Annotated in this window: 20 protein-coding genes and 1 tRNA gene; 9 read left to right on the forward strand and 12 right to left on the reverse strand. The window is 66.6% G+C overall.

Translation table 11 applies throughout. The features are described from left to right. Positions 1 to 137: 137 nt before the first annotated feature. Positions 138 to 422 carry a hypothetical protein gene (locus IEY28_RS00940; RefSeq protein ID WP_188993698.1) on the forward strand — a complete coding sequence of 95 codons (285 nt, stop codon included), beginning with the start codon at positions 138 to 140 and terminating at the stop codon, positions 420 to 422. A gap of 18 nt (positions 423 to 440) precedes the next feature. On the opposite strand, the gene IEY28_RS00945 is transcribed toward IEY28_RS00940, so the two are convergent. After that, entirely contained in the window at positions 441 to 2,084 is a 1,644-nt protein-coding gene (locus IEY28_RS00945) for an alpha-amylase family protein (RefSeq protein WP_188993700.1), read from the reverse strand. Positions 2,085 to 2,218: 134 nt separating this feature from the next. On the opposite strand from IEY28_RS00945, the gene IEY28_RS00950 reads away from it, so the two are divergent. The 4 genes from IEY28_RS00950 to IEY28_RS00965 all read left to right on the forward strand — a co-directional run bounded on the left by IEY28_RS00950 (position 2,219) and on the right by IEY28_RS00965 (position 4,070). Then, positions 2,219 to 2,701 (forward strand): ferritin-like domain-containing protein, encoded by a 483-nt coding sequence (locus IEY28_RS00950; protein WP_188993702.1) that lies wholly within the window; start codon positions 2,219 to 2,221, stop codon positions 2,699 to 2,701. After that, positions 2,698 to 3,132, forward strand: a complete 435-nt coding sequence (locus IEY28_RS00955; protein WP_166968691.1) for a metal-dependent transcriptional regulator — start codon at positions 2,698 to 2,700, stop codon at positions 3,130 to 3,132. Before IEY28_RS00950 ends, IEY28_RS00955 begins: the two co-directional genes overlap by 4 nt. Before the next feature lie 161 nt (positions 3,133 to 3,293). After that, positions 3,294 to 3,366, forward strand: a tRNA-Gln gene (locus IEY28_RS00960). 494 nt (positions 3,367 to 3,860) lie between these two features. Continuing rightward, positions 3,861 to 4,070: a hypothetical protein gene (locus IEY28_RS00965; protein WP_166966291.1), complete on the forward strand. Its 210-nt coding sequence runs from the start codon at positions 3,861 to 3,863 to the stop codon at positions 4,068 to 4,070. Here IEY28_RS00965 and IEY28_RS00970 read toward each other — a convergent pair. Further along, positions 4,067 to 4,795 (reverse strand): GNAT family N-acetyltransferase, encoded by a 729-nt coding sequence (locus IEY28_RS00970; protein ID WP_188993705.1) that lies wholly within the window; start codon positions 4,793 to 4,795, stop codon positions 4,067 to 4,069. The genes IEY28_RS00965 and IEY28_RS00970 overlap by 4 nt on opposite strands. A 463-nt stretch (positions 4,796 to 5,258) precedes the next feature. On the opposite strand from IEY28_RS00970, the gene IEY28_RS00975 reads away from it, so the two are divergent. Next, complete coding sequence (locus IEY28_RS00975; protein WP_188993707.1) at positions 5,259 to 5,975, forward strand: HD domain-containing protein; 717 nt, start codon at positions 5,259 to 5,261, stop codon at positions 5,973 to 5,975. A gap of 2 nt (positions 5,976 to 5,977) precedes the next feature. On the opposite strand, the gene IEY28_RS00980 is transcribed toward IEY28_RS00975, so the two are convergent. The 3 genes from IEY28_RS00980 to IEY28_RS00990 form a co-directional block, all read right to left on the reverse strand. Beyond that, positions 5,978 to 6,748 carry a LysE family translocator gene (locus IEY28_RS00980; RefSeq protein WP_188993709.1) on the reverse strand — a complete coding sequence of 257 codons (771 nt, stop codon included), beginning with the start codon at positions 6,746 to 6,748 and terminating at the stop codon, positions 5,978 to 5,980. Positions 6,749 to 6,786: 38 nt separating this feature from the next. Further along, positions 6,787 to 7,677 (reverse strand): coiled-coil protein, encoded by an 891-nt coding sequence (locus IEY28_RS00985; protein WP_188993711.1) that lies wholly within the window; start codon positions 7,675 to 7,677, stop codon positions 6,787 to 6,789. Positions 7,678 to 7,923: 246 nt separating this feature from the next. Then, the gene (locus IEY28_RS00990; protein ID WP_188993713.1) at positions 7,924 to 9,768 is read right to left on the reverse strand and encodes a glycoside hydrolase family 2 protein; all 1,845 of its coding nucleotides are present in this window, start codon (positions 9,766 to 9,768) and stop codon (positions 7,924 to 7,926) included. A 167-nt stretch (positions 9,769 to 9,935) separates the two neighbouring features. Between IEY28_RS00990 and IEY28_RS00995 the strand changes: the two genes are divergently transcribed. From IEY28_RS00995 to IEY28_RS01005, 3 genes are all read left to right on the forward strand, one after another. Next, positions 9,936 to 10,109 (forward strand): hypothetical protein, encoded by a 174-nt coding sequence (locus IEY28_RS00995; protein ID WP_166968701.1) that lies wholly within the window; start codon positions 9,936 to 9,938, stop codon positions 10,107 to 10,109. 26 nt (positions 10,110 to 10,135) lie between these two features. After that, positions 10,136 to 10,561 carry a DUF371 domain-containing protein gene (locus IEY28_RS01000; protein WP_188993716.1) on the forward strand — a complete coding sequence of 142 codons (426 nt, stop codon included), beginning with the start codon at positions 10,136 to 10,138 and terminating at the stop codon, positions 10,559 to 10,561. 81 nt (positions 10,562 to 10,642) lie between these two features. Beyond that, a complete protein-coding gene (locus IEY28_RS01005) occupies positions 10,643 to 11,509 on the forward strand; it encodes an endonuclease III domain-containing protein (RefSeq protein WP_188993718.1) in 867 nt (288 codons plus the stop codon). 4 nt (positions 11,510 to 11,513) lie between these two features. On the opposite strand, the gene IEY28_RS01010 is transcribed toward IEY28_RS01005, so the two are convergent. The 7 genes from IEY28_RS01010 to IEY28_RS01040 all read right to left on the reverse strand — a co-directional run bounded on the left by IEY28_RS01010 (position 11,514) and on the right by IEY28_RS01040 (position 18,521). Further along, positions 11,514 to 11,870 carry a HalOD1 output domain-containing protein gene (locus tag IEY28_RS01010; RefSeq protein WP_188993720.1) on the reverse strand — a complete coding sequence of 119 codons (357 nt, stop codon included), beginning with the start codon at positions 11,868 to 11,870 and terminating at the stop codon, positions 11,514 to 11,516. Positions 11,871 to 11,945: 75 nt separating this feature from the next. Beyond that, positions 11,946 to 12,590, reverse strand: a complete 645-nt coding sequence (locus tag IEY28_RS01015; protein ID WP_188993722.1) for a helix-turn-helix domain-containing protein — start codon at positions 12,588 to 12,590, stop codon at positions 11,946 to 11,948. 63 nt (positions 12,591 to 12,653) lie between these two features. Then, a complete protein-coding gene (locus IEY28_RS01020; protein ID WP_188993724.1) occupies positions 12,654 to 13,688 on the reverse strand; it encodes an aldo/keto reductase in 1,035 nt (344 codons plus the stop codon). 57 nt (positions 13,689 to 13,745) lie between these two features. Beyond that, a complete protein-coding gene (locus tag IEY28_RS01025; protein WP_188993726.1) occupies positions 13,746 to 14,171 on the reverse strand; it encodes a disulfide bond formation protein B in 426 nt (141 codons plus the stop codon). Between the two features lie 217 nt (positions 14,172 to 14,388). Continuing rightward, positions 14,389 to 16,293, reverse strand: coding sequence for a beta-CASP ribonuclease aCPSF1 (locus IEY28_RS01030; RefSeq protein WP_188993729.1), 1,905 nt, complete (start codon positions 16,291 to 16,293; stop codon positions 14,389 to 14,391). A 216-nt stretch (positions 16,294 to 16,509) separates the two neighbouring features. Continuing rightward, positions 16,510 to 17,805, reverse strand: a complete 1,296-nt coding sequence (locus IEY28_RS01035; RefSeq protein WP_188993731.1) for a hypothetical protein — start codon at positions 17,803 to 17,805, stop codon at positions 16,510 to 16,512. Further along, positions 17,802 to 18,521: a hypothetical protein gene (locus IEY28_RS01040; RefSeq protein ID WP_188993733.1), complete on the reverse strand. Its 720-nt coding sequence runs from the start codon at positions 18,519 to 18,521 to the stop codon at positions 17,802 to 17,804. The genes IEY28_RS01035 and IEY28_RS01040 overlap by 4 nt, the downstream gene beginning before the upstream one ends. Between the last annotated feature and the right edge of the window lie 127 nt (positions 18,522 to 18,648).

Below are 18,648 nucleotides of genomic sequence, written 5' to 3' on the forward strand. Positions count from 1 at the left end.
AGCTTCGCTCTGCTGTCGCCGACGGACGGCGCGAACGACGCCACCGCCTTTGCGGTCGGACACGACGCCGTCGAGCGACGGCACACGATTTGCGGGAATACCCGTAGCGGTAAGCGGGCCGATAGCGGGCTATCGGTATGGTCGATTCCGTCGACTGGCAGGCCTACGGCGACGACCCGGCGCGGACCGTCGTCGGCGACGTCAGCGTATCGACGCCGGTCTACAGTCCACAACTTCGGCGGGAGAGCGCCCCGACGACCCGAAACGGTCGCGGACGTACGTGGCCGACGCCGAACGGATGGTGGCACTCCTCCGTGACTGCGGTGTGTCGACCCTCCGCTACCGCGAGGACCCCGACGCGCGGCACCACGAAGCCGCGTGGCGTCGTCGGCTTCCGGACGCTCCGCTTTCTCCTCTGTTGATTCGGGCGGCCGCCCGGCCTACGTCGACCGCGTCTTCGGCCGGCCGAACCGAAGCCAGCAGTAGTCGTAACCGCCGAGTTCGACGGTGAGCGTGTCGCTGTCGAGTGAGTAACCGCCGGGTCCGAGCAGGTGCGTCGCCACGTCGTCCGGCGTATCGAGCGGAACCGTCACGGCGTCTGGACCGACGTTGTGGGCAGTCAGAAGCGTCGTTCCGTCCCAGTCGCTTCGGTGGACGAAGACGGTCGAGTCGTCGGTGTCGACGACCGACTGCTCGCCCCGAGAGAGTTCTGGGCAGGCCTTGCGGGTGGCGATAAGCTCCCGGACACGAGCCAGCAGCGAGTCGGGGTCGGCACGCTGGTCGGCGACGTTGACGACCTCGGGGCCGTATTCGCCCTCGACGAGCGGTCTGACGAACTCCTCGGCGTCGGCGGACGAGAACCCGCCGCTCGGCTCGTCGGTCCATTGGATGGGCGTGCGAACGGCGTCTCGGCCCGGCAGCGACAGTTCGTCGCCCATCCCGATCTCGTCGCCGGCGACGACGATAGGCGTACCCGGCAGCGCGAAACAGAGGCTCGTCGCACAGGCGATGCGGTCGGTGTCGCCCTCCAGAATCGGGGCGAGGCGACGGCGGACGCCGCGACCGTAGATGCGCGTGTCGGGATCGGCACCGATGGCCTCGAAGGCGCGCTGGAACTCCTCGAAGGGGAGCGGCCCGAGGTTCAACTCGTCGAAGTTCCGAAGGAAGTTCGCCCACTGCCCGGCCTCGACGATGTCCGCGTAGGCCGGGAGCCGGTCGAAGGCCTCGGCGAGGTGGTCTGCGTTCTCGTCTACGAGCGCCCAGACGAGGTGTGCGTTGGCGACGAACGACAGCAGGAGGTCGAATTCGTCGCCGTCCCCGAAGTACTGCTTGAGCCGTTTCGGTTCGTCGTCGGCCTCCGCGAGCAAGACGGTGTCTTCGTCGACGGCACTGACCGCGGCCTTCATCCGCTTGAACAGGGCGTGCGGTTCGTCGATAGAGACGGGGTCTGTGCCTTTCGCGCTTATCATCGGCGTCGCGGCGTCGACACGGAAGCCGTCGATGCCCCGCTCGGTCCAGAACTGGAGGACCCGCTCCATCTCCTCCTGTACCGCGGGGTTCGAGACGTTCAGGTCCGGCTGGAAGTGGTAGAACTGGTGGTAGTAGTAGGCGTCGGCGGCCTCGTCGTAGGTCCAGACGTCCTCTTCCTCGCCCGGGAAGATGGTCTCCTCTTCGGGCGCGTCTGCGGGGTCGTCCGTCCAGAGGTAGTAGTCTCGGTACTCCTCGTCGCCCTCACGGGCGCGCTGGAACCACTGGTGTTCGGTCGACGTGTGGTTGAACACGACGTCGGCGAGGACGTACATCCCCCGGTCGTGAGCGTCCGCTACGAACCGCTGGAAGTCGCCCATCGTCCCCAGTCGCTCGTCGATGCCGTAGTAGTCCGCGACGTCGTAGCCGTTGTCCCGCCACGGACTGGGGTAGAACGGCAACAGCCACAGGCAGGTCACCCCGAGGTCTTCGAGATAGTCGAGTCGGTCGCGCAAGCCCACGAAGTCACCGATGCCGTCCCCGTTCCCGTCGGCGAAGGTTTTGACGTCGAGCGAGTAGACGACCGCATCGCGGTACCATTCGGGGTGGTCAGTCATGGCTGGTCTCAGGTGGCATCTGCACTCCCCACGTGACTAAAGCTATCGGCGGTGCGCTGTGACAGGGAACGGCTTAAGTTACGCCCTCCCCGACGTTCGTGCATGATTCCCTCGCCACGTCTGGGGGTGTCGGCATGAGCCTGACACAGCCCGTCGGGTCGGACCACCAGCTCGCCCGGCTCCTCCAGATCGGCATCGTTCTCGAAGAAGTCGTCGAGGCACGGGCGGCGAAACACGCCGAGGAGACCGACGCGTCGCTGGACCCGGCGCTGCGGGACCTCCTGGACCACGCCGCTTCGGAGTCCGCCGACCACCGAAGTCGGCTCGAGACTCTCGTCGACGACCTCGAAGCCGAGACGGTCCCCTTCGAAGAGATACAGATGCTCGTCGAGGCACAGTACGAGGCAGACGAAGACTTCGACGGCGTCCTCTACGACCAACTGTGTAACGAGGAGACCGCCTACAAGTTCTACGACGACCTCATCGCGTCTATCGAAGCCTCCGACACGGCGTTCAGCGTCGACCGGGAGCGGTTGCTGGACGTCCTCCGGACGATTCGCGAGGAGGAGGCCGACGGCGTCGAGGAAGTGACCGATCTCATGGAGGAACGACAATGAACACGCAGGCACAGTACCTGAAGGCCATCTATCTCACGCAGGAACAGGTAGACGGCCCGGCCTCGACCGGCGACATCGCCGAATTGCTCGACGTCAGTCCCGCCAGCGCCAACGAGATGATCGGCAAACTCGAAGAGCGAGGTTTGCTCGACCACGAGAAGTACAAGGGCGTCGACCTCACGGACGAGGGTATCCAGCAGGCACGGGACGCGCTCCAGAACTACTGTATCATCGAACGCTTCCTCGTCGAGGTGCTCGAAGTCGAGGACTTCCGGACCGAGGCCAAACAACTCGAAGGCGTCATCGACGAGACGGTCGCAGAGCGACTCGACACGATCATCGACCGGGAACCGCAGTGTCCGGACTGCTTCAACGCGGAGGACGACGTCTGTGGATTACTGGAGGTCGAGGCCGAGGTTTCGAGCGACTGACTCTCGAAGCGTTCAAGTGGGTTCCGGCGATTCGTTCTGATACAGCCCTCCGCGAACGGCCAGTCGGCGTTCGCGTGAGGTCAGCGAAACGACCGAAGCGACGTCCCGTGGTGGTGAGCAATCTCGGAGAGATTGCGAGGTACACGGGACGAACGACGTGAAGTCCCGTGGTGTAGTGGCCAATCATAAGGGCCTTTGGAGCCCTTGACGGCGGTTCGAATCCGCCCGGGACTACTTTTGCCGCGAGCAATACCGCGAGCGGCAAATACGTCCAGCGGATTCGGGCCCAGAAGGCGAGAGGATTCGAGTCTTCGCGGTTCGAATCCGCCCGGGACTATTCTGCGAGGAACGGACGTGACGAGACGACTCCTTCCGCCGCGCTGGATATCTCGATGCCGTGAGCCGCGACGTCTTCGGCGTCGCGTCCCGGCCACCGACCGCGACGTGGCCGGCGTCGGTCGCCAGTTCGAGACTGGCGAGCGGGACGAACCCCGGTTCGCGCTCTATCGGCGGTTCTCGGTATTCTGGGATTTGCTCACACGACTCCAAAGGAACGGCCGATAGCACGGTGCTACACGTCGGTACGGTCGGGTGGTGACGTGGGAAACGCCGCGGTCGACTCGGTTTGTGCGGTATCGAGTCCTGTGTGGCCGGTCGGGTCGAACACCGTTCCCACGCAGAGAGAACACTCGTACGCTGTTTTATCAGTACCGAACGACATTTCAGATATGGTCGCGGCACTCCACCCACTCTTCGGCAGTGGTATGGGCCTCGTACTCCTCGCGACTGGGTCGGTCGTCCGTGATATCCTCGTCGGGGTCAGCATCGCTGTCGTGTTGTTCGTGCTGTACTACGTGTTGATACTCAGGCCGGCACGGCGGCCCCCGCCTCGCAGGGAAGCGGACGATTCGCCGCCCCGGAACGACACCGGGAACTAGAGGTAGGCGGCGTCCCAGCGGAGTGGCTTCCGGACGTTCCCGCAGGAATCACACTCGATGCGTCCCATCGAGTCCATCGCGTTGGCGAGCGTGTTGCAGTTGCTACAGAAGTAGCCATAGCGCTCGTCGCCGTCTTCGTCGACGTGGACGACGTGGAACGGCGCGATAGAGCCCCGCTCGTGGTTGTCGTGGTCGACGTAGACGGTCCGTCCCTCAGCCGTCTCGACGGGTTCTCGGCCCCACTGTTCGGTCTCGCTGTAGAGGTTCTCGACGTAGGTGCGCCCGTCGATCTCCACCTGTTCGGTGCCGACCTTCTCGAAGCCACGGTCCTCGTAGAAGGTGTTCCCCTCGACGTTGTCCGCCAGTACCCGGCCGAGTAGATGCGGCGCACCGAGGTCCGCTAAGTGGTCGCGGGTCGCCTCGAACAGCGACGACGCGATGCCTTCGCCGCGGTGGGCCGGGTCGACGTGTAGCCAGAGCAGCGTCCCGGTGTTGTCCGCTGCAGTGACGCTCTCGGAGAACCCGACGACCTGTCCCTCTTTCTCGGCGAGCAACAGGAGTCGTTCCTCGTCTTCGAGCGTCTCTTCGAGTCGCCCCTCGTCGTACCACTCTTCGATGGCGCTGTTTATGGCCTGCGGACCGAGCGAGTAGGACGCCTGCAGCGACCGGCGTGCAACGTCCCTGATTGCCGGCCTGTCGGCTGGTTCTGCTGGTCGAAGCTCCATATCTCCTGTCTGGTCGGGAACTGGCATAAACGTACAGCCCATTCGCGATGACCTCGCGTTCCCTACTGGGCCTCGGAACTACGGGGAGGGCGCCGAGAATAAGCTTCTATTTGTGGGTTCCTGTGTCGTGTGTTGGGGCAGTAGTGGGTAATAGGGGGTGATTCCGGTGAACAACTGCCTGATGTGTACCATCGGCCGGCCGCACTGTCCGTGCCGACTAGCTGCTAGGATGTCCTGCAAGCGCACGACGCCTCGACGGGAACTCGTCTCGCCCGCGCTGTCGTCCCGCGCTCGCTCACCCATCGGGACTTCCCCTCGGAAACTCGATATTGTGTCGTCATCCCGTGATTTCTCTGGCGTATCCAGACGAGAGACCGCGTTCGCCCTGTCGTAACGCTAAAGAGTCGAACGTACCTTCTTGTCTGTAAGATGAATATCGGAACCTGTCGCCGGAGGTGGTGGTGTGGGCGTCGAGATTAGGGAGTCACCAGTCTCGGACGAGGAGTTCGAAGCGATGCAGGAGTTCGTCCACGATTACCTCGCCGCCAGCGTCGAGAACGAGGACGAAGGTGGCCGGATGCGGTGGTACCCGTGGCACTCCGCGGAGTACCGCTTCAATCACATCCTCAACGTGGTCGACATCGCGACGGATATCGCCCGGAAAGAGGGCGCGAACGTCGATGTGACTCGTGTGGCGGCCCTCTTTCACGACATCGCGAAACTGGAAGCCGAACAGGACGTCCACGCTGAGGCCGGTGCCCGCATCGCGCGCGAGTACCTCACCGCGCACGGTGACTACCCCGAGTCGTTCGTCGAACAGGTGTGTCGCGCCGTCGAGGACCACTCCTATCAGGGTGACCTCTCGAACCTCTCGCTCGAGACCCGGTGTCTCATCGAGGCGGACATCCTCGACAAAATCGGTGCCAACGGGACGGCACTCATGCTCCTGCGGATGGGCTACGAGTCTCGGACCCACATGGACGCCGCCGAGATGGTCGACCGCGTCATCGAACGCGGCGAAGACGCCAAGGAACGCGTCGAGAGCGACACGGCGGAGTCCATCGTCCACCAGCGACTCAAGCGCACGCGCTGGTTCCAGGAGTGGCTGGAGGCGGAAGTCGCCGAGATGGATACCGAGGATCGACTCGACGACGTCGCGACCGGGATGGGCGACTCGTAGCGCTACAGGAGCGCCCCGCCCACGTCGACGAGGGACGACTGGAGTCGACTGAGCACCGGCTCCGCCACCTGTGCGAGAAAGAGGAGGCCAGACCCCGCGAGAATCGCGGCGCTGACCCACGCGACCACCGGTGCCAGCCGTTCGACGCGCTTGCGGGCGGCGACGATTGCCGCCGGGAACCCCGTTATCCAGAGGACGATACCGCCAAACAGTCCCGCAAGCAACACCGGATGTCCGGTCTGGACGACGAGTAGCCCCGTCGCATCGGCCCCGATAGCGGGGAGATACGACAGGACGTCGAGCGTCCCGGGTTGGAGGAGGCCGACGCCGACGGTGAGCCAGAAGACGACCTGATACGGGTTCGTGAGCGCCAGCACCAGCGCCTTCCGGAAGCCACGACTCTCCCCGGCGTCGCTCGCCTCGGTCTCCACCGACGAGAGCGCGTTCGCGTCCTGTACGGCCCCGTAGGCGAACCACAGCATGAGGAGCCCACCGGCGGCGACCATCGCGTCCCGGAGGCCCGGCGTCTCGGTCACCACGGCCGCGGCACCGACCAGCGAGAGGACGAAAAAGCAGGCGTCGGCGGTCATCGCACCGAGTCCTGCCAGCAGTCCGGCCCGCCAGCCACGCAGCGCGCTCTCCTCGGCGATGACGGCGTTCATCGGCCCCGGCGGTGCCGCGAGCGCGAGGCCGAAGACGACGCCACCGACTGCCGTCGGAAGGAGTGCGAGCGGGCCGGGCGACTGCAACAGTGCCGAGAGCCAGTGATGCATCTACAGTACTGGAGAACAGAGAGAAAATACCGAACCGTCTAGAGCTTGCCGGCCTTCTGCAGCTTCATCAGGTCCTCGGTGTCGAGGGTCTCGCCTTCCTTGAACTTCTGGTAGATCTCCTCGGCCTCTTCGCGAGCGGCCTCCTGCTTCTCCTCGCGCTGGGACCGTTCCTGTTTCTCCTCTTTCTTGTCCAGTTCGCGCAGGCGCTTCTGGACGCGGACGAAGTCCTCGTGGTGCTGGTCGGCGGCTTCCTGCGCCTCGACGAACTCCTCGTGCTTCTCGTCGGCCTCGTCACGGATCTCGTCGGCCTCGCGGTAGGCCTCGATCATCTGGTTGTGATGTTTCTGGGCCTCGTCGGCGAGTTCCGTCACCTTCTGGTGGTGCTTCGAGGCTTCTGACCGGACCTCTTCGGCCTCCTCTTTCAGCCCCTCGAGGTCACCGCTCTGGTCGAGCTTCTCCTTCTTGCTCTGGAGCTTCTCGCGCTTGTCCTCGATCTTCTCGATGAGCTCTTTCTCGTCTTCCGAGGAGAGGACCTCGGTCTGCTGTTTGAACTCGAGGTCTTCGATCTCGTCTTTGAGTTCGTCGACGGACTTGCCCTCGTCGAGTTCGAGGTCGTTCTTGACGTTGTCGACCTTGTCGAACAGCTCGTTGGCCTCGGCGTTGAGCTCGTTGCGCTTGTCCTTGTGCTCTTGGACCTGCTCGTTGAGCTCGTCGCGCTTCTCGCGGTGTTCCTGGGCCTCGTCGACCTTCTCGCGCGTCTTCGCGTTCAGGTCGTCGCGGTCAGAGGCCCGCTCGGAGGCCATCTGGTTCAGCTCGTTCCGTCGGTCACGGAGCTGGCCGGCGAGTTTGATGAGCTCGCCCTTCGATTTGTTTTCGAGATCCTCTTCTGTTACTGTAACGTTCTTTGATTCGTCTATCGAGTCTGCCATTGTTGAAACCTCTATGCCATCACCGCTCTCGCACAGACAGGCGCTCCGCTATTGAGGGGCTGGCACCAATAACAAGGGTTCCCTCTCATGTTGGGCGCGACGCGATACTGCCTGAACGCGTGAGCGTTCTGGTGTCTGCTAGTACCGGGGGATATTGTTTAAATATTCCGGTGCATACGATACCGTGGCGACGCCTCACACACCCGAATACGGAGGAGTGAAGCATTCACACGGTTTCGAAATAGGTTATATACTGCCGCCTATCTCGTACTCGTTCGTCACCACACCGTCGCCGACGGCGACGGCGAGCGTCAGTTCGTCGCCCGCGGCGAGCGTCAGCGACCCGACGGTGACGCGGCCGAACGGACCGACGGTGTGCTCTTCCTGCTCTCGGTCGCCGTTGTGGTCCCACTCGACGGTCACCGTCGCCGTGTCGGGCCGGTCGTGGCAGACGACGACGTCGCTCTCGCCCGGCGTCGGTTCCGAGAGGACGACCTGCGTCGGTTCGTACCCGTCGGTGAGGACGGCGTACGCGGGTTTCGCCGTGCCGTCCTCTTCGAGCACGCCCATCCCGGCGTCCCCGACGTCTCGGAGGCTATCGAGAATCGCCACCTCGCTGGCCTGTCGGCGGAGGTGTTCGGTCACTGTCTGGACGACGCGTGCCTGATAGGTCTGTGAGTCGGTGACGCCGCCGTCGACGCGAGCGTCGTGGGTCGCGCGGTCGAACCCCGTCTCGTCCGCCGGGTCGTCGGTACCCAGCGACCCCGCACCGAAGCCACCGACGACGTCGCCGACGCCGTAGTGGTCACAGAGCCACGAGAGGTCACTGACGGTGCCGTACTGCCAGCCGGGGTACAGCGTGACGGCATCGGGGTCGATACCGGGCGGGCCGATCACGGGGAACGCCGGGACCGCGTCGACGACGTCGGCGACGGTGTCGGCCGGGCCAGCGTCGTAGTCGGCCCGCCACGCCCGAAAGCGAAAGCGCAGGCGGTCGAGGAACCCGGACCCGAGGCCGTCGGCATAGGGGCTGACGGGGTCGTCGTGGACGCCGAGAGCTGTGAGGCTCGGATGATGTCCGTACTCCCGTTCTAGCTCGCGGGCCAACGACTTCCCGCGGTCCACGTCGAACCCGCCGGGGCCTGTCAGTGGGAGGTCCTGCCAGAGGAGGAGGCCGTGTTCGTCACAGGCCTCGGCGACGGCGGGCGGGGTCGCCTGTGCCCGCACCCGAACGAGGTTCGCGTTCGCGTCTGCGGCCCGGGCCACGTCCTCCGGCGTCGGGTCCAACAGCGTCACGCCACGCGCGGGGACGCGCTCCCCGTTCACCCGGAGTTCCTCGTCGTCGTAGCTGACCGTCCGCAGCCCCGTCGTGATCTCGTTCGCGGCGTCGTCGAGTTTCGCCCGGACGACGTAGCGCGGCTGGTCGCCCCGGTCGTGTGGCCACCACAGCGACGGGTCGCGCACGTCGATGGTGTGTTGGACCGTCGTGTGGCCCGACCCGGTTGCGACCCGCGAGCGGTCCATCATCCCGCCGCCGCGGACGTTCCCCTCCGGGCGAATCGAGAACGTGATGCGGTCGTCGATGGCCTCGTTCGCCACGACGTCGGCCGTCACGTCGACGGCCGCCCCCTCGTCGGTCAGCCGCGGTCGCGCCCGTACGGCGCTCACGTACGGGTCAGGGTAGGTCTCGAGCCGTGCACCCCACCAGATGCCAGGGACACACCGCTCGTCCGGGAGGGCCTCGGTGGCGTGGAGGCCACCGAAACGGTCCTCGGGGACCCGGCACTCGACGACGACCCGGTACTCCTCGGCGTCGGGCAGTCGGACCCGAAGCGGTGTGAAGTACGCGTCGTGTGTCGCGACCTGTTCGTCGTTACACCAGACGCGGGTCTGTGCGTACGTCCCCCGGAGGACCAGCACCGCGTGAGCTTCGTCCTCGTTCCGCGGGTCCGAGAACGTCGTCTCGTAGGCCACGGCGTCTGCTCCGGCGAACGCCGTCGGCCGGCCCGGCACGCTCACCGGGTCCCAAGTCTCCGGCGTCGGCATCTCGTCGTCCGGCGCTACCGCCGCGCCGCGCCACTCCAGCGACATACCTTGTGACCCGTCCGCTGGGGGCATATCCTTTATCCCCTCGGTGGCGGCGCTGGTTGCTGACGCCCGTCTGACGGGCCGTCGGCCCACCCCGACGCCGGCTATTACTTTCACTTTCACTCCGGGGACGGATCGGATTAAGGTGGCTTCGGCCGCTCCGATAGGGTATGATTCACGACCTGCGCGATGGCACGGCCCCGACGTGTGACGCCAGTGACTGCGACCGACCGCTGGGGGAGCCGGCGCTGGTGTTCGAGACGGCGTGGGGTCGCCGCGAGGCATACGAGTGTGCCTGTGGCGCGGTGACGGTCACCGTCGCCCGGTCCGAGTCGTCCCGTTGAAATACGCCCGTCGGCTACGGCGGCGTATGCCACTCGAAGCCGTCGTCACCGCACACGGCCACGAACACGTCAGCGGTGAGCACGCGAGTACGCTGGAGGTCACGAGCGACGATTTCCTCACGCCAGCGGGCGACTGCATCCTCGGAATCGAGGCCGACACCGTCCCGGCTGACTTCGACGACGCGTTCGTCGAGGCGTGTCGGGACGCCGACGCGACCATCACCGCGACCATCGAGGTCGACGGCCACACGGCCACCGTCGAGGGGTCGGGCCACCCCGACCTCACCTTCGAGAGCGACCGGAGCCACGTCCTGCGGACGAGCGACTACGTCGACGACCGGACCGTGATGGTCGGCGCCGACGCGGCCGCCGGCGACGTCGACCGTGACGTAGTCGCGGCGCTCGCCGACGGCGCGGCCCTGACGCTGACGCTGACCGTCGACCCGGTCTGACTGCGTTTTCGCGCACCATCGATCCACACACCGACCGTGTTTGGTGAAGGGGTTTTGCCGCTCGGGACCCACCGGACAGACATGGCAGACCCGGAACCGGAGGAGAACATCAGCGGGGGCGAGTCGGGCGGCGGTCGGGCGGCCACGTTCGACCCGTCGACGGCAGCGACGCGGGCCGAAGCCGTCGTCGACCGCCTCGGCGAGATGTACTGGACGAAGACCTACGGCGGCCGGCCGGCCTTCGAGTGTCTGGTGCGCACGATTCTCAGCCAGAACACGTCGGACAAGGCCAGCCAACCCGCACACGACTCGTTGATGGAGCGATATGGGGGGAGCGAGGCGCGAAGCGCCTCCGACAGTCCGGCCGGGGAGGGGACCGACCCGCGAGCGGACGACGGTGACCTCGCGGCGACGCTCGCCGAGGCCGACCAGCAGACGCTGGCCGAGACCATCTCGTCGGCGGGCCTGTACAACCAGAAATCCGAACGGATAATCGCCATCGCCCAGTTGGTCTGCGAGGCGTACGGCGGCGCCGACGACTTCGACGAGTTCGTCCGCGAGGCGGACCCGGACGAGGTTCGGGACCGCCTGCTGGAGATGAACGGCGTCGGGCCGAAGACGGCCGACTGCGTCCTCCTGTTCGCGGGCGGGCGCGGCGGCGTCTTCCCCGTCGACACGCACGTCCACCGCATCGCCCGGCGGATGGGACTGGCACCCGCCGACGCCGACCACGAGACGGTCCGGGAGTACATCGAACGCGACGTCCCCCCAGAGAAGTGCGGCTTCGGTCACACGGCGATGATACAGTTCGGCCGGGAGTACTGCACGGCACGCAAGCCGGCGTGTCTGGACGACCCGGAAGCCTGTCCGCTCGCGGACCAGTGTGCGCAGGTCGGCGTCTATCCGGCGACGGGAGACGTGGTAGACCCCGCCGAAGCGCCGGAGTAACGGACTACTCGGCCGGTGACACGGACACCGCGCCGTCGCGAACCGTCACGCTGTACCCGACGTAGTCGAAGGTCACCGAGAGGTTGCAGTTCGCTCCCCGGTCGTCGGCGAACAACTCGTCCAGCGCCTCGGGGTTGACGCTCTCGTACAGCGACGGCAACGAACAGGGGTCTGTTCCCTCGATGCGGCCCACGAGTTCGGGGACCGCGAGGCTCGCGAGGTCCGTGGTCGCGTCGAACTCCGCACGGGTCTCGTGTGTCTGTGTGTGGGTCGATACGTCCGTGAAGTCACACGCCGTGCCGTCTGCGACGGCGTCGTACCCCGACTGCCCGCGGACAGTCGATGGCGTCCGGTCGGTCATCGAGTCGAAACAGTCCCGACAGCAGTAAAGCAGAGCGGGTTGACTATGTAATCTCTTGATACCGCCCGTGGCGAGTCACGTCTCGAGGACGTGCGATTCGACGAGCGTCCGGTAGCCTCGGCGGAGCCGGTTCGACAGCGCCTGTCGAGAGATGCCGAGTTCGGTCGCCATCTCCTCTAGCGTGGTGGTCCGGGGTTCGCTGAAGTACCCGCGTTCGTGGGCGAGCGTCAGCGCCTCGCGCTGTCTGTCGGTCAGTTCGGGGGCCCCCTCGATGGCCGCCGACCTCGCGTCGGTCAACTCCGACAGCGTCGGGACGATACCGGCGTCTCGACAGGCCCGGTCGAACGCCGTAATCGCGCGCTGTTCGTCGCCACGCACGTCGACGCGCCACCCCGATTCGGTGCCGACCACCGACAGCATCGTCACGTCGCTGTCGACGATTGCTCCCAGGAGTCCCTCGTGGGTCCCCACGCACGTACATCGGAGGAGCGACCGTCCGCAGACGCTGTCGACCAGCGTAACTGTCTCGAACTCCTCGACGGTCGAGAGGAACGCACGAACCGTCTCGCCGTCGACGCCCGCTATCCAGACGTACGGCATCACGGTCGATCCAGTCGGGACGACGCGCTCTATCTCGACGACGGCGTCCGGGTACGACTCGAAGACCGCTCCCAGCAGGAACGTCTCCGGCGGCATCGTGAACTCTGCGACGGTTGCCATCCTCGGCTATCTATCGCCCAACACGAAAAAGAATGGGCTGGGAACTCCTCGGTGGTCGCCGACCTACTCGGCCCGGTGACCCCACCGCTCGCCGCTCTCGGCGTAGCGGGCGTCGACGATGCGGTTGAACTGCTCGTCCGACAGCGAGATGTCCGTCGCGCCGACGTTCTCGTCTAATTGGTCGACGGTGCGGGCGCCGACGATGGGGACGCAGGTGAAGTCTGGCTGTTCGATGTTCCAGCGGAGCGCCACCTGTGCCGGCGTCGCGTCGAGTTCGTCGGCGACGGCACGAATCTCGTCCAAGACGTGCCAGCCGCGTTCCGAGAGGTAGTAGTCGTCGAACCGGTCGTCGAGCGAGCCACGGGCGCCCTCCGGTCCCTCGAAGGCCGTCGGGTCGTCGTCGTCGGTGCGCTCGTACTTCCCGGTGAGGAACCCGCCCGCGAGCGGGGAGTACGGACACACGGCCATGTCCTGATCCGCACAGACGTCGAGGTAGTCTTTCACGTCGTCGCGGTAGCCCGCGTGGAACAGCGGTTGGGTCACCTCGAACCGTTCGAGGCCCGCCACGTCTGACTTCCAGAGGGCCTTCGTCAGTTGCCACGCGGCCATCGTCGACGCGCCGAGGTAGTGGACCTTGCCCTCGCGGACGAGGTCGTTCAGCGTCCGTAGCGTCTCCTCGATGTCGCTGTCCTCGTCCCAGCGGTGGATGTAGTAGAGGTCCAGATAGTCCGTATCGAGCCGGTCGAGGGTCCCCTCTATCTGGGCGCGGATGTGCTTGCGGCCGAGGCCGGAGTCGTTCGGGCCGGGTTCACCCCGACCGTCGAAGGGAAAGTACACCTTCGAGGCCAGCACGACGTCCTCGCGGTCGTAGTCCGCTAGCCAGTCGCCGATGAACTCCTCGCTGGTTCCGTTGGGATTCCCGTAGACGTTCGCGGTGTCGATGAAGTTGATGCCCCGATCCCACGCCGCATCGAGCAGTTCGTGAGCCTCCTCGCGGTCTGTCTCGACGACGCCACCGGTCTCGCGACCGAAGCGCCACGTCCCGAAACAGAGCTGTGAGACCGTCGTGCCTGTCGAACCGAGTCTGGTGTACTCCATAGCCGCTCCAACGGGGCCGACGATAAAAACGCTGGGGCGCCCGGCAACCCGAGCGGGTCACCCGCGTCGCCACGCCACCGCGACGGCGATACCCACGATGAGGAACGCGAGCAGGGAGAGGTTCGGAATCGTCAGCCCGAGGACGCGGTACTGAATCTGTGCGCAACTTATCGCGCCGATGCCACAGGTGGTCTGGGTCACCTGCAACCACGAGTGATAGGCCGCGAGGCCGCCGCCGAGACCGACGAGCGGCAGGGCCGTCCGTGCGACCGCGGGACGCCGCTCGACGGCGGCGACGCCGAGGACGACCACCTGCGGGTACATGAGGATGCGCTGGTACCAGCAGAGCCGACACGGCGTCAGCCCGAGCCCCAACGAGAGATAGAGACTCCCAGCGGTAGCGACCAGCGCGACCAGCGTTCCGAACGCGAGGAGCGACCGAGCGTCGAGCGAGACCCCAGTGCCACCGTTCCGGCTGTTCACGACAGTGAGAGTGCGCGCCGCCGGAAAAAGCGTTACGTGCGGTGGCGGGTGCGGTCAGTGGGACCGGTCGGCGATGGCCTCGCCAGCGCTCCGTCGCTGGCGAACGGGGGAGGGCAGGCAGTGACGAGCGTGGTGTGGGGAGCATACCGCTCGCCGTCGGCGAGCGGTTTCACCGTCAGAGCGTCACACTCTCGAACGACTGTAAAAAGTGGGTTCCCTAGACGAACCGGAACGTCTCTAAGTTCTCCGGGGTGAAGGTACGGACGTTGTAGTCGTGGTACAGCCCCGAGGAGAGGTCCTGCGTGGCGGACTCGTCGCCGTCGACACAGAGCACCTTCTCCGGGCGGGGATGCATCGTCTTCACGAAGTTCTCTAGGCCCTGCCGGTCGGCGTGGCCGGAGAACCCGTCTATCGTCTCGACGCGCATCTCTACCGATAGACTGTCGCCGTCGATGCGTACCTCGTCGGCACCCCGCTGGATGCGCTTGCCCAGCGTCCCCTTGGCCTGATAGTCGACGAAAGCGAGCGTCGAGTCCGGGTCGGGTGCGAGGTGTCCGAGCCACGTCCGGGCGGGGCCGTCGGTGAGCATGCTCGGCGGCGCGAGGACGACGCTGGCCTCCTCGCGTTCGGCGATGGCCGCGCGGTCGTCGCCGTCCTCGACGGGCGTGAACTCGTCGGCGAGGAAGGGGTTGCGGTCGGCGTCGTGGATGCGGTCTTTGACGTCGTCGCGGAGGTAGTCGGGGTAGGTCGTGTGGACCGCCGTGGCCTCCCAGATCATCCCGTCGAGGTAGACGGGCATCTCGGGGACGTCGCCCTCGCGCATCGCCTCTTCTAAGACGACCATCAGTTCCTGTGCGCGGCCGACGGCGTGGACGGGGACGAACACGGTCCCCTCGCGGTCGGCGGCCTCTGAGACGAGTCGCTTGAGCTTTCGCTCGGAGTCGTCCTGGTCGGTCTGGTAGTCGTTGCGGCCGCCGTAGGTCGATTCGAGGACGAGCGTCTCGACGCGGGGGAACTCGTTTACGGCGCCGTCGAACAGGCGGGTGTTGTCGTAGTGGATGTCCCCGGAGAACGCGACGTTGTAGAGGCCGTCGCCGATGTGGAAGTGGACCACAGAGCTACCGAGTACGTGGCCGGCGTTGTGGAGCGTGAGTTTCACGTCCGGCGCGATGTCGGTGACGTCGCCGTACTCGAGCGGGATGCAGTGTTTGACCGCCTCGCGGACCATCTCGGTCTCGTAGGGGCGCTTGCGGCCGGCGGCGTCGGCGCGGCCGATGTAGTCGAGCGTCATCAGGCCGAGCAGGTCCCGCGTGGGTTCCGTACAGTAGATTGGGCCGTCGTAGCCGTGTTCGAACAGGAGGGGAACCAGCGCCGCGTGGTCGAGGTGGGCGTGAGTGAGGACCACGGCGTCCAGCGAGGACGCACCGGATCCGATGGCTTCGGGAACGTCGAGATACGGCTGTTCGGTTCGCTCGCCGGGTTTGTCACCGCAGTCGACGAGAATGCGCGTGTCGGCCGTCGAGATGATGTACGCCGCACGGCCGACCTCCCGGCATCCGCCGAGGGTCGTGACGCGGACCCACTCCTCGCTGGACATGGGGTCGCGGTGAATCTGGCGGCCGACGCGTTCGAGGATGTCCCGCCGGTCGTCGCGTTCCTGCGTGAGGAAGTCCCTGACGTTCGAGACGGTGGGCGACTCGATGGGTGGCGTGCGAACCACGTCCGGCGTCCAGCCGACCGCCTTGGTTATCTCCCGCAGCGTCTCGCCGCGCCGGCCGATGACCCGGCCCGGTTTCTCGGCCTCGATGAGGACTTCCCCGGTGTCGGCGAGGAACTGGAGGCCGCTGACGCCGGCGTCCTCGGGGATGATCTCACGAATCCGCTCCTCTGCGGTCTCCGGTCGCGTCAGCACGTCCGGATCGGGTCGGACGGTGATGCGCTTGCGGAGCTTCGACGCCAGTCGGCGGACGAGGTCACCGTCGGCGGCGAACTCCTTTGGGTCACGCGTGTAGATGACCAGTTCCGGTCCCTCGTAGGTGACGTCGGAGATGGAGATGTGGTTCGGAACCTCTTCGTCGATCGTTGCGCGTACGTCTTCGAGTTGCTTGTCTACCGTGCTCATAGTGTAGAACGGGCGGGCGGCCTGCTGGTGGCGTGTACTCCGTCGCGGGTCGGTCTGGACCGAGTGTCTGGTACGGTCATACAGTTGTCCGTTGTTCGGTGAACGACCTCCAGGCGGAGAACTGCCCGGAAAACCGATTGTACACGTCAGTACCCCGCTCGAATTATTAAAGACTTCGCACTCCGGAGCGGTCGGAGGCCGACGCTGTCTGTGTGGTCAGGCTGATTCGAGGGCGTCGACGGTCCGTTCGGCCGCATCCGGTGCTGCCCGTGCCAGTGCGGTCGCGACGACGTACTCCGAGACTGGGTCGGCCAGTTGCGCGGGGCGGACGTCCCCTTGGGCGCGACTCAGTTCCCAGTCGGCGCTCCAGACCCGGTCGGCGGCGTTCGTGAGCACGGTCCGGACCAGCCCCGGTGTCGGCCCCGTCCCGAGCGTGCTCTGCAGTGCGTCGACGGCGGTCTGCCTGAACCGACGAACGTCGGCGGCGCTCTCGACGCGGAACTGTTCGCCCTCCTCGATTCGCTGTCGGACCCGCTCCAGCGCGCCGAACCCGGCGAGGCGGCCGGTCGCGTCCAGCAGCGCGCTCGCTGGTCCGGCGGCCTCCGAAACCCGAGTGGTCCCGTCGACGGCCTCGTCTCTGACCTCCCACCGTACACGCTCGGGGGCCTCCCAGTCCCCGCTGGTCGGTTCCGGTGGGACAGCCCGGGAGCGGAGGTCGGCCAACAGCGCCTCGGCCGCGCCGCGTAGCCGTGCTTCGACCGTGCCCGCATCGGCCGGGAGCGAGGCCCGGAACTGCGCGTCGAGGTGGCGGGCGTCGTCGAGGTACACGTGGGCGGACTCGGCGGCCTCGCCCCACTCCGCGACGGTCAGTAGCGCCGATCCGTCGTGGTTGACCGAGGGTCCCTCGTCGTCGGTCGCGCGTCGGAGCGCCGTCTCGATGCGGGCGTGGACGAGCGCTGCACGCACCGGGTCGTCGCCGAGGTAGGTGTACTCGGAGTCGAACGACCGCGCCTCGGCGACCGCGTTCCGGTACTCCTCGCGCAGGGGAGCGGCCCGCCGCCCCTCGCTCACGAACCGCCAGCCTTCCGCCGCGTAGCGGGCGTTCTGTCGACTCTCACGGATCGCCCGCAACGCCATCAGCCCCGTCTCGGCCCGCCGGGCGTCGTCGATGTCCTCGGTCGCGTGGTCGGCTGCGTCGAGTACGTGTTCGCGGATGTGCCCGTTGGGTATCTCGTCGGGGCCCAGCGGCGTCGGCAGGCCGGACAGGAGTTCCGTGGTCCGGTCGCGTCCGGCCCCGAGATACGCGTCCTCGATAGGGACCGGGACGGCCGGAAACAGCAGGTGGTGCGGGCGCTCGTCGTCGCCGGTGTCGACGTCCGGTAGCTCGTGACTCCGAATGGTCGGCTCGTCGCCGTCGGCGAAGCGTTCGACGGCACCACAGCCGGCGAGTGCGCTCGCGCCGACGACGGCGAGGAACCCCCGTCGGGTCTGCCCCGCAGCCGGGTCCGTCACTGTGACCCCTCCGTCGTCTCCGTCGACTGCTCGGAGGGTTCAGTCGCCGTTGCGTCGTCGCTACTCGCGGCAGCCATCTCCGAGTCGGCCATCGGGCCGCGGTCACAGCTTCCGGACCCGATCGAGGAGCCGAATCCGTTCACCGAATCCGCGTCGAGGGCGGCCGGAATCCTGACGAGTCGAACCGCGAACACCTTCCGGTCGGCCCGGCAGGCTTCGTCGTAGGGACGGGTGACGCGCGCGTAGTCTGTCTGGACCTCGTCCGGCCGCCACGAGACACTGCAGAGTTCGAGGCGGAAGCACTCGCCGACCTGATGCGTCTCGACGTACACCGTCTCGCTGTCGAACGCGGTGGCGTCGAGGAACGCCCCGACGCGGTCCGCACCGGGGACGTCGGCGACGGCGACGCGGTCGGCGCGTTCGCGGCTGTCGACGAGGGCGTTCGTCCGGAGGTACGAGTGTTCCGACTCGGTGGGTCGCCCGCCGTCCGCCTGGTCGGGGTCTGCGAGCCAGACTGGCGGCCGGTCGGTGTCGGCCCGGATGGCGAGGTTCTCGGGGTCGGACTCGGACCCGGCGAAGTCGCTTTCGCCGGCGGTGGCGGTCGGCGACGTTCGACTCGATTCGCCGGTACCGTCGAGCAACCCACCGCACCCTGCGAGCGCACTCGCGAGGCCTGCGGCTCCGTGGAGGACGCGGCGGCGTGTTGGAGGGACCATCGTCGGCGGAGCGACGAACGCCCACGGAATAAGTCTCGTGTTCCCGATACGCGCTGGCCTCGGCACTGGACCGGCCCGAGTCGTCCGCGCCGCCACACCGAAGGCGTCGGGCCGCGAGGATACCCTC

The sequence above is a fragment of the Haloarcula pellucida genome, assembly GCF_014647235.1.
Taxonomy (GTDB): domain Archaea; phylum Halobacteriota; class Halobacteria; order Halobacteriales; family Haloarculaceae; genus Haloarcula; species Haloarcula pellucida.

What these genes read in the sequence shown, in the direction of transcription:
- IEY28_RS00940 (WP_188993698.1), top strand. Translation starts at nt 138, where the DNA reads ATGGTCGATTCCGTCGACTGGCAGGCCTACGGCGACGACCCGGCGCGG.
- IEY28_RS00945 (WP_188993700.1), bottom strand. Translation starts at nt 2,084, where the DNA reads ATGACTGACCACCCCGAATGGTACCGCGATGCGGTCGTCTACTCGCTC.
- IEY28_RS00950 (WP_188993702.1), top strand. Translation starts at nt 2,219, where the DNA reads ATGAGCCTGACACAGCCCGTCGGGTCGGACCACCAGCTCGCCCGGCTC.
- IEY28_RS00955 (WP_166968691.1), top strand. Translation starts at nt 2,698, where the DNA reads ATGAACACGCAGGCACAGTACCTGAAGGCCATCTATCTCACGCAGGAA.
- IEY28_RS00965 (WP_166966291.1), top strand. Translation starts at nt 3,861, where the DNA reads ATGGTCGCGGCACTCCACCCACTCTTCGGCAGTGGTATGGGCCTCGTA.
- IEY28_RS00970 (WP_188993705.1), bottom strand. Translation starts at nt 4,795, where the DNA reads ATGGAGCTTCGACCAGCAGAACCAGCCGACAGGCCGGCAATCAGGGAC.
- IEY28_RS00980 (WP_188993709.1), bottom strand. Translation starts at nt 6,748, where the DNA reads ATGCATCACTGGCTCTCGGCACTGTTGCAGTCGCCCGGCCCGCTCGCA.
- IEY28_RS00985 (WP_188993711.1), bottom strand. Translation starts at nt 7,677, where the DNA reads ATGGCAGACTCGATAGACGAATCAAAGAACGTTACAGTAACAGAAGAG.
- IEY28_RS00990 (WP_188993713.1), bottom strand. Translation starts at nt 9,768, where the DNA reads ATGTCGCTGGAGTGGCGCGGCGCGGCGGTAGCGCCGGACGACGAGATG.
- IEY28_RS00995 (WP_166968701.1), top strand. Translation starts at nt 9,936, where the DNA reads ATGATTCACGACCTGCGCGATGGCACGGCCCCGACGTGTGACGCCAGT.
- IEY28_RS01000 (WP_188993716.1), top strand. Translation starts at nt 10,136, where the DNA reads ATGCCACTCGAAGCCGTCGTCACCGCACACGGCCACGAACACGTCAGC.
- IEY28_RS01005 (WP_188993718.1), top strand. Translation starts at nt 10,643, where the DNA reads ATGGCAGACCCGGAACCGGAGGAGAACATCAGCGGGGGCGAGTCGGGC.
- IEY28_RS01010 (WP_188993720.1), bottom strand. Translation starts at nt 11,870, where the DNA reads ATGACCGACCGGACGCCATCGACTGTCCGCGGGCAGTCGGGGTACGAC.
- IEY28_RS01015 (WP_188993722.1), bottom strand. Translation starts at nt 12,590, where the DNA reads ATGGCAACCGTCGCAGAGTTCACGATGCCGCCGGAGACGTTCCTGCTG.
- IEY28_RS01020 (WP_188993724.1), bottom strand. Translation starts at nt 13,688, where the DNA reads ATGGAGTACACCAGACTCGGTTCGACAGGCACGACGGTCTCACAGCTC.
- IEY28_RS01030 (WP_188993729.1), bottom strand. Translation starts at nt 16,293, where the DNA reads ATGAGCACGGTAGACAAGCAACTCGAAGACGTACGCGCAACGATCGAC.
- IEY28_RS01040 (WP_188993733.1), bottom strand. Translation starts at nt 18,521, where the DNA reads ATGGTCCCTCCAACACGCCGCCGCGTCCTCCACGGAGCCGCAGGCCTC.